At 36.8% G+C, this 250-nt stretch carries 1 protein-coding gene; it reads right to left on the reverse strand.

The features are described 5' to 3' along the window. Positions 1 to 250, reverse strand: a 250-nt coding sequence (locus N8M09_RS11020) for a transposase (RefSeq protein ID WP_261065227.1), incomplete at both ends; no start/stop codon positions are given.

The following is a 250-nucleotide window of genomic DNA, read 5'->3' on the forward strand; positions in this document are numbered from 1 at the left end:
CTTCTTTCTTTGTACAGCTCTTTACATTCTTTCGTGTGCCTTAAATACTCTACTTCTTCCATGTATTCTTCCCATACATGTCGGGTGATTATCTTCGTGTGATTCTTACTGCTTGTACATCTACCTAAATCTTCACATTTCTCACATACCTTCGGATCCGATTTGTATTCTTTGTACCCTTTTCTGTTTGTTGTTGAGTATTCTAATATCTGCCCTTGTGGACATATGTAGCAATCGTAATATTCATCGT

This window comes from Streptococcus mitis (assembly GCF_946190375.1).
Lineage (GTDB): Bacteria > Bacillota > Bacilli > Lactobacillales > Streptococcaceae > Streptococcus > Streptococcus mitis_CJ.